The sequence below is a fragment of the Trabulsiella odontotermitis genome, from assembly GCF_001188485.1.
Classification (GTDB): Bacteria; Pseudomonadota; Gammaproteobacteria; order Enterobacterales; family Enterobacteriaceae; genus Trabulsiella; species Trabulsiella odontotermitis_A.
Genome location: NZ_JNGH01000029.1, coordinates 23,596 through 29,728, shown reverse-complemented (window position 1 = coordinate 29,728; position 6,133 = coordinate 23,596). Strand labels below are relative to the sequence as shown.

The window sequence follows — 6,133 nt, the reverse complement described above, 5'->3', positions numbered from 1 at the left end:
GAGACTTGGTATTCATTTTTCGTCTTTCGACGTTAAGAATCCATGTCACTCCGAGTGCCCACACAGATTGTCTGATAAATTGTTAAAGAGCAGTGCCGCTTCGCTTTTTCTCAGCGGCGCGGGGTGTGCATAATACGCTTTCCCGCTATGAAGTCAACATGTTATTTCGGTTAACTTCACCTGACAGGCCGGTGTTTACGCCGTTGTGCCGTGTCAGTGGAGGCGCATTATAGGGAGTAATTCTGAGGTGACAAGCGGAAATTTAAAAAAAGCTTTCGTTCGCTCACTTTCCAGGCAATTACACCGTCAGATGCCGCAAATCGCCTACTTTTAGAACAAAAACGGGCCTTGCGGCCCGTTTTATCTTCACTCGCGAATTTACTGCACGGCAACAATATGGTCGTCTTTGACTTCCAGACGTACCGTTTTACCCGGCACCAGTTCCCCGGACAGGATCTGCTGCGCCAGCGGGTTTTCGATCTGCTGCTGAATAGCGCGTTTCAACGGACGTGCACCATACACCGGATCGTACCCATTCTCGCTGAGCAGTTTCAGCGCCTCGTCAGAGATCTGAACTGCATAACCACGCTCTTCCAGACGTTTATACAAACGCTGCAGTTGGATTTGCGCAATGGACGCGATGTGTTTTTCACCCAGCGGATGGAACACTACCACTTCATCAATACGGTTGATGAATTCCGGGCGGAAGCTGTGGCTGACCACACCCAACACCAGTTCCTTCATGTGGCTGTAATCCAGCTCGCCAAAGCGTTCCTGAATCAGATCGGAGCCGAGGTTTGAGGTCATAATGACCACCGTATTACGGAAGTCGACCGTTCTCCCCTGCCCGTCCGTCAGACGCCCGTCGTCCAGTACCTGCAGCAGAATGTTGAACACATCCGGATGCGCTTTCTCCACTTCATCTAACAAGATGACGGAGTACGGGCGACGGCGAACCGCTTCCGTGAGATAACCGCCCTCTTCATAACCGACGTATCCCGGAGGCGCGCCGACCAGGCGAGACACCGAGTGTTTCTCCATAAATTCGGACATATCGATACGCACCATCGCATCGTCGCTGTCGAACATAAAGTTAGCCAGCGATTTACACAGCTCCGTTTTACCGACCCCTGTCGGACCGAGGAACAGGAACGAACCAATCGGTCGATTCGGATCGGACAATCCGGCACGGCTACGACGAATCGCGTTAGAAACCGCTTCAACCGCTTCATCCTGGCCGATCACGCGCTGATGCAGATCCTGCTCCATGCGCAGCAGCTTGTCGCGTTCGCTTTCCATCATGCGGGAGACCGGGATCCCGGTCCAGCGCGCCAGGACTTCAGCGATTTCCGCATCGGTGACTTTATTACGCAGCAGACGCATGGTTTTGCCTTCCGACTGCGTGGCCGCCGCCAGCTGTTTTTCCAGTTCCGGAATTTTGCCGTACTGCAGTTCTGACATGCGAGCCAGGTCGCCCACACGACGCGCCTGCTCTATCGCGATTTTCGCCTGCTCAAGCTCAGCTTTGATCGTCTGCGTGCCGGAAAGCGAGGCTTTCTCCGCTTTCCACTCTTCTTCTAACGTCGAGTACTGGCGTTCTTTATCTTCCAGCTCTTCGTTGANCTGAATGATACGTCTGTCGAGTCTGTCCAGCTCTTCCGGTTTTGAGTCAATCTGAATACGGATGCTGGAGGCCGCTTCGTCGATCAGGTCGATGGCTTTATCCGGCAACTGTCGGTCAGAAATATAACGATGCGAAAGCGTCGCGGCGGCAACAATCGCCGGGTCGGTGATCTGCACGTGGTGGTGCAGTTCATAACGCTCTTTCAGACCACGCAGAATTGCGATGGTATCTTCCACCGTAGGCTCGGCGACAAACACTTTCTGGAAACGACGTTCCAGCGCCGCATCTTTTTCGATGTACTGGCGATACTCATCAAGCGTGGTCGCGCCTACGCAGTGCAGTTCACCGCGCGCCAGCGCCGGTTTCAGCATGTTCCCGGCATCCATCGCACCGTCGGCTTTACCTGCGCCCACCATGGTATGCAGTTCGTCGATAAACAGGATGACGTTGCCTTCCTGTTTAGCGAGATCGGTGAGCACGCCTTTCAGACGCTCTTCGAACTCACCGCGGTATTTCGCCCCGGCCACCAGCGCCCCCATGTCCAGCGCCAGCACCCGACGGCCTTTCAGCCCTTCCGGCACTTCACCATTGACGATACGCTGCGCCAGCCCTTCGACGATGGCGGTTTTACCAACGCCTGGCTCACCGATCAGCACCGGGTTATTTTTGGTACGGCGCTGCAGCACCTGAATAGTACGACGAATCTCTTCGTCACGGCCGATCACCGGATCGAGCTTGCCCTGCTCGGCACGCTCGGTCAGATCGACGGTAAATTTCTTCAACGCCTGACGCTGGTCTTCGGCTCCCTGATCGTTCACGCTTTCACCTCCGCGCATTTGTTCAATCGCCTGACTCACATTGGCGGTTGTTGCGCCGGCAGTTTTCAGCAAATCGGTCAGCGTACCGCGCGATTCAAGCGCTGCCAGAACGAAGAGTTCTGACGAAATAAAATTATCCCCACGTTTTTGCGCCAGCTTGTCGCAAAGGTTCAGTACACGCACCAGATCCTGCGATGGCTGTACGTCGCCGCCGGTGCCTTCCACCTGGGGTAAACGACTCAGCGCCTGCTCAATAGCCGTGCGCAACTGGCCTGCGTTGACGCCAGCAGTGGTTAATAATGGACGTACCGATCCCCCTTCCTGATTCAGTAAGGCGCTCATTAAATGAAGAGGTTCGATGAATTGATTGTCGTGCCCCAGTGCAAGCGACTGGGCATCGGCGAGAGCAAGCTGGAATTTGTTGGTAAGACGATCCAGACGCATAACTCCTCCCATAACAGGTCAAATTTGCTACTGGAGATTAAATGAGGTCATCCCTCAATTATTCAAGGTTAAAGACCTGAACTATGCGAAAAATAAATCAGCATTCTGGATCGTCTTGATTCTATAGGTTATATCAGCCAAATGAAACTTGCCATACGACCAGTGATCTTGTCGCGGCGATAAGAGAAGAAATCATCCTTTTGGCTGAAGGTACAGCGGTCTCCGCCGTAAACATGATCAANAAACATGATCACCCCCGACATTCGCCAGGCGCTGGCGCGCAAGCTGATAAATATCGGCGTAATATTTTTCACCTGCCGGGCGGAATGCCTTGTCAGCGCTGGCGTCTTTCGCCATAAACGCCTCACGCACCTCCGGCCCGACTTCAAACGCCGTCGGGCCAATGGCGGGTCCGAGCCAGGCCATGATGTTCTCCGGCCGGTCGGCAAAACAGGCGACTGTTTCTTCCAGCACGCCTTCGCACAGGCCACGCCATCCTGCATGCGCTGCCGCCACTTCGGTCCCCGCGCGGTTGCAAAACAGCACCGGCAGGCAGTCAGCCGTCATGACCGCGCAAACCTGCCCCGGTATAGTGCTGTATGAAGCGTCCGCCCGTTTCGAGTCGTAAGATCCGCCGGTTAATGTCAACACGTCTTTGCCATGCACCTGCTCAAGCCAGACAGGTTTAGACGGCAGGCCGGCGGCAGGCTGACGCCGCCGACGCGGGTTGAACTGCAGGCCGCAACACCTTGCGGAACAGGCCACTGCGGAACGATTACCTTTGTCATAACCAGTCAACTTCGTCTTTGTGGGCTTCGAAATCTACGCGCATTGCGTCGATAAGATCCACCATATCCTGCGGGATTGGCGCGTGCCATTCCATTTCAATGCCAGAGATCGGGTGGTAGAGACGCAGCATCGTCGCATGCAGCGCCTGTCGGTCGAACTTACGCAGCGCGGTAATAAACTCGTCAGAGGAATGCTTTGGCGGACGCGGACGGCCACCGTACAGCTGATCGCCCACCAGCGGATGAGTAATATGCGCCATATGCACGCGGATTTGGTGTGTACGCCCGGTTTCCAGACGCAAACGCAAACGCGTGTGCACACGGAAGTGTTCCATGATGCGATAGTGCGTCACCGCCGGTTTACCCATCGGGTGAACGGACATGTGGGTACGTTTGGTAGGATGACGGCTGATAGGTTCTTCCACCGTGCCGCCCGAGGTCATATGACCAATCGCCACCGCTTCATACTCACGGGTGATCTCACGCAGCTGCAGCGACTCAACCAGCCGGGTCTGCGCCGGGATAGTTTTCGCCACCACCATCAGACCGGTCGTGTCTTTGTCGAGACGGTGAACGATACCCGCGCGCGGAACGTCCGCAATCGGCGGATAGTAATGCAGCAGCGCATTCAGGACGGTGCCATCCGGGTTTCCTGCACCAGGATGCACGACGAGATCGCGCGGCTTGTTAATGACGATGATATCATCATCTTCATAGACGATAGTGAGGGGGATATCCTGAGGCTCAAAGCGAACTTCTTCTTCGATTTCTACATCGACAGCGATGCTTTCGCCGCCCAGGACTTTCTCTTTTGGCTTGTCGACGACGTTGCCATTGACCAGCACGCGCTGGTCAAGAATCCATTCTTTTATGCGCGAACGCGAATAATCCGGGAACAATTCGGCCAAAGCTTGATCTAAGCGTTGACCGAGTTGATTTTCGGACACCGTTGCGGTGAGTTGTACTCGTTGTGCCATATACAGCTTCTTCGTTTAACGTTGGGTTTTACGGCTTCGCCGTTTAATATAGTGTGCTATTGTAGCTGGTCTTAATCGGGAGCAGGAACAGAGAATCTCCCGTATACACATTTTGAGGAAAGTCAAAACGTCATGACGCGCATGAAATATCTGGTGGCAGCAGCCACCTTGAGCCTGGCTTTGGTGGGTTGCTCTGGTTCAAAGGAAGAGGTGCCCGATAACCCGCCGAATGAAATCTATGCTACTGCTCAGCAAAAGCTGCAGGACGGTAACTGGAAACAGGCAATAACGCAACTGGAAGCGTTGGATAACCGTTATCCGTTTGGTCCTTACTCTCAGCAGGTGCAGTTGGATCTGATCTACGCGTATTATAAAAATGCCGATCTGCCGCTGGCTCAGGCAGCAATCGACCGTTTTATGCGCCTGAACCCGACGCATCCTAACATCGATTATGTTATCTACATGCGCGGCCTGACCAACATGGCGTTAGATGACAGCGCATTGCAGGGCTTCTTTGGCGTTGATCGCTCTGATCGCGATCCGCAGCACGCGCGTGACGCCTTCAGTGACTTTTCCAAACTGGTTCGCGGTTACCCGAACAGCCAGTACGCTTCAGATGCCTACAAACGTATGGTGTTCCTGAAAGATCGTCTGGCGAAGTATGAGCTGTCGGTGGTGGATTACTACACCGATCGCGGCGCATGGGTGGCGGTCGTCAATCGCGTAGAAGGCATGCTGCGTAACTATCCTGATACCCAGGCCACGCGTGATGCGCTGCCGAAGATGGAAAACGCCTACCGCGAGCTGCAGATGAACGCACAGGCGGACAAGGTTGCGAAAATTATTGCCGCGAACAGCAGCAATACCTGATCCCCAATTCTGATATGCAAAATGGCAGCCAGCTGGCTGCCATTTTTTATTCGTTCACCGCCGGTCCTTAAGGAAAATCTCACCGACGCAACTCATCAAATATGGCCTGCTTTCTTCTCCTCTTCAAGGGGAAAATCACCTGTTCCTGTCCTGCCTCACAAAAAGATTTCGTTGACAAAAAGTGACAAAATAACGTGATTTAGATCACACATTTTGACATCAGGAACGGTATGCTGGAATCACCAAGACGGGAAAGACAAGAGGTAAATTTATGACAATGAACATTACCAGTAAACAAATGGAAATTACTCCGGCAATTCGCCAACATGTCGCAGACCGTCTCGCCAAACTGGATAAATGGCAAACTCACCTGATTAACCCGCATATCATTCTCTCGAAAGAGCCTCAGGGCTTTATTGCTGATGCGACGATTAACACGCCAAACGGGCACCTGGTTGCCAGCGCTAAGCACGAAGATATGTATACCGCGATTAACGATTTGATCAACAAGCTGGAACGGCAGCTCAATAAAGTGCAACACAAAGGAGAAGCACGTCGCGCCAACGCATCGGTGAAAGACGTCAACTTCGTTGAACAAGAGTAAAACCTTCA

4 protein-coding genes and 1 pseudogene are annotated in these 6,133 nt (G+C 53.5%); 2 read left to right on the top strand and 3 right to left on the bottom strand.

The annotated features are described in order from the left end of the window. Window positions 1-378 precede the first annotated feature (378 nt). From GM30_RS02095 to rluD, 3 genes and pseudogenes are all read right to left on the bottom strand, one after another. The gene (locus GM30_RS02095) at window positions 379-2,886 is read right to left on the bottom strand and encodes an ATP-dependent Clp protease ATP-binding subunit (protein WP_049847296.1); all 2,508 of its coding nucleotides are present in this window, start codon (window positions 2,884-2,886) and stop codon (window positions 379-381) included. A gap of 128 nt (window positions 2,887-3,014) precedes the next feature. Continuing rightward, a pseudogene (pgeF, locus tag GM30_RS02090) lies at window positions 3,015-3,674 on the bottom strand (peptidoglycan editing factor PgeF). Then, the gene (rluD, locus tag GM30_RS02085; RefSeq protein ID WP_049847295.1) at window positions 3,671-4,651 is read right to left on the bottom strand and encodes a 23S rRNA pseudouridine(1911/1915/1917) synthase RluD; all 981 of its coding nucleotides are present in this window, start codon (window positions 4,649-4,651) and stop codon (window positions 3,671-3,673) included. Before rluD ends, pgeF begins: the two are co-directional and overlap by 4 nt. 132 nt (window positions 4,652-4,783) lie before the next feature. On the opposite strand from rluD, the gene bamD reads away from it, so the two are divergent. Further along, entirely contained in the window at window positions 4,784-5,521 is a 738-nt protein-coding gene (gene bamD, locus GM30_RS02080; protein WP_049847294.1) for an outer membrane protein assembly factor BamD, read from the top strand. Window positions 5,522-5,792: 271 nt separating this feature from the next. Next, window positions 5,793-6,125 carry a ribosome-associated translation inhibitor RaiA gene (gene raiA, locus GM30_RS02075; RefSeq protein WP_038157291.1) on the top strand — a complete coding sequence of 111 codons (333 nt, stop codon included), beginning with the start codon at window positions 5,793-5,795 and terminating at the stop codon, window positions 6,123-6,125. The last annotated feature ends 8 nt before the right edge of the window (window positions 6,126-6,133 follow it).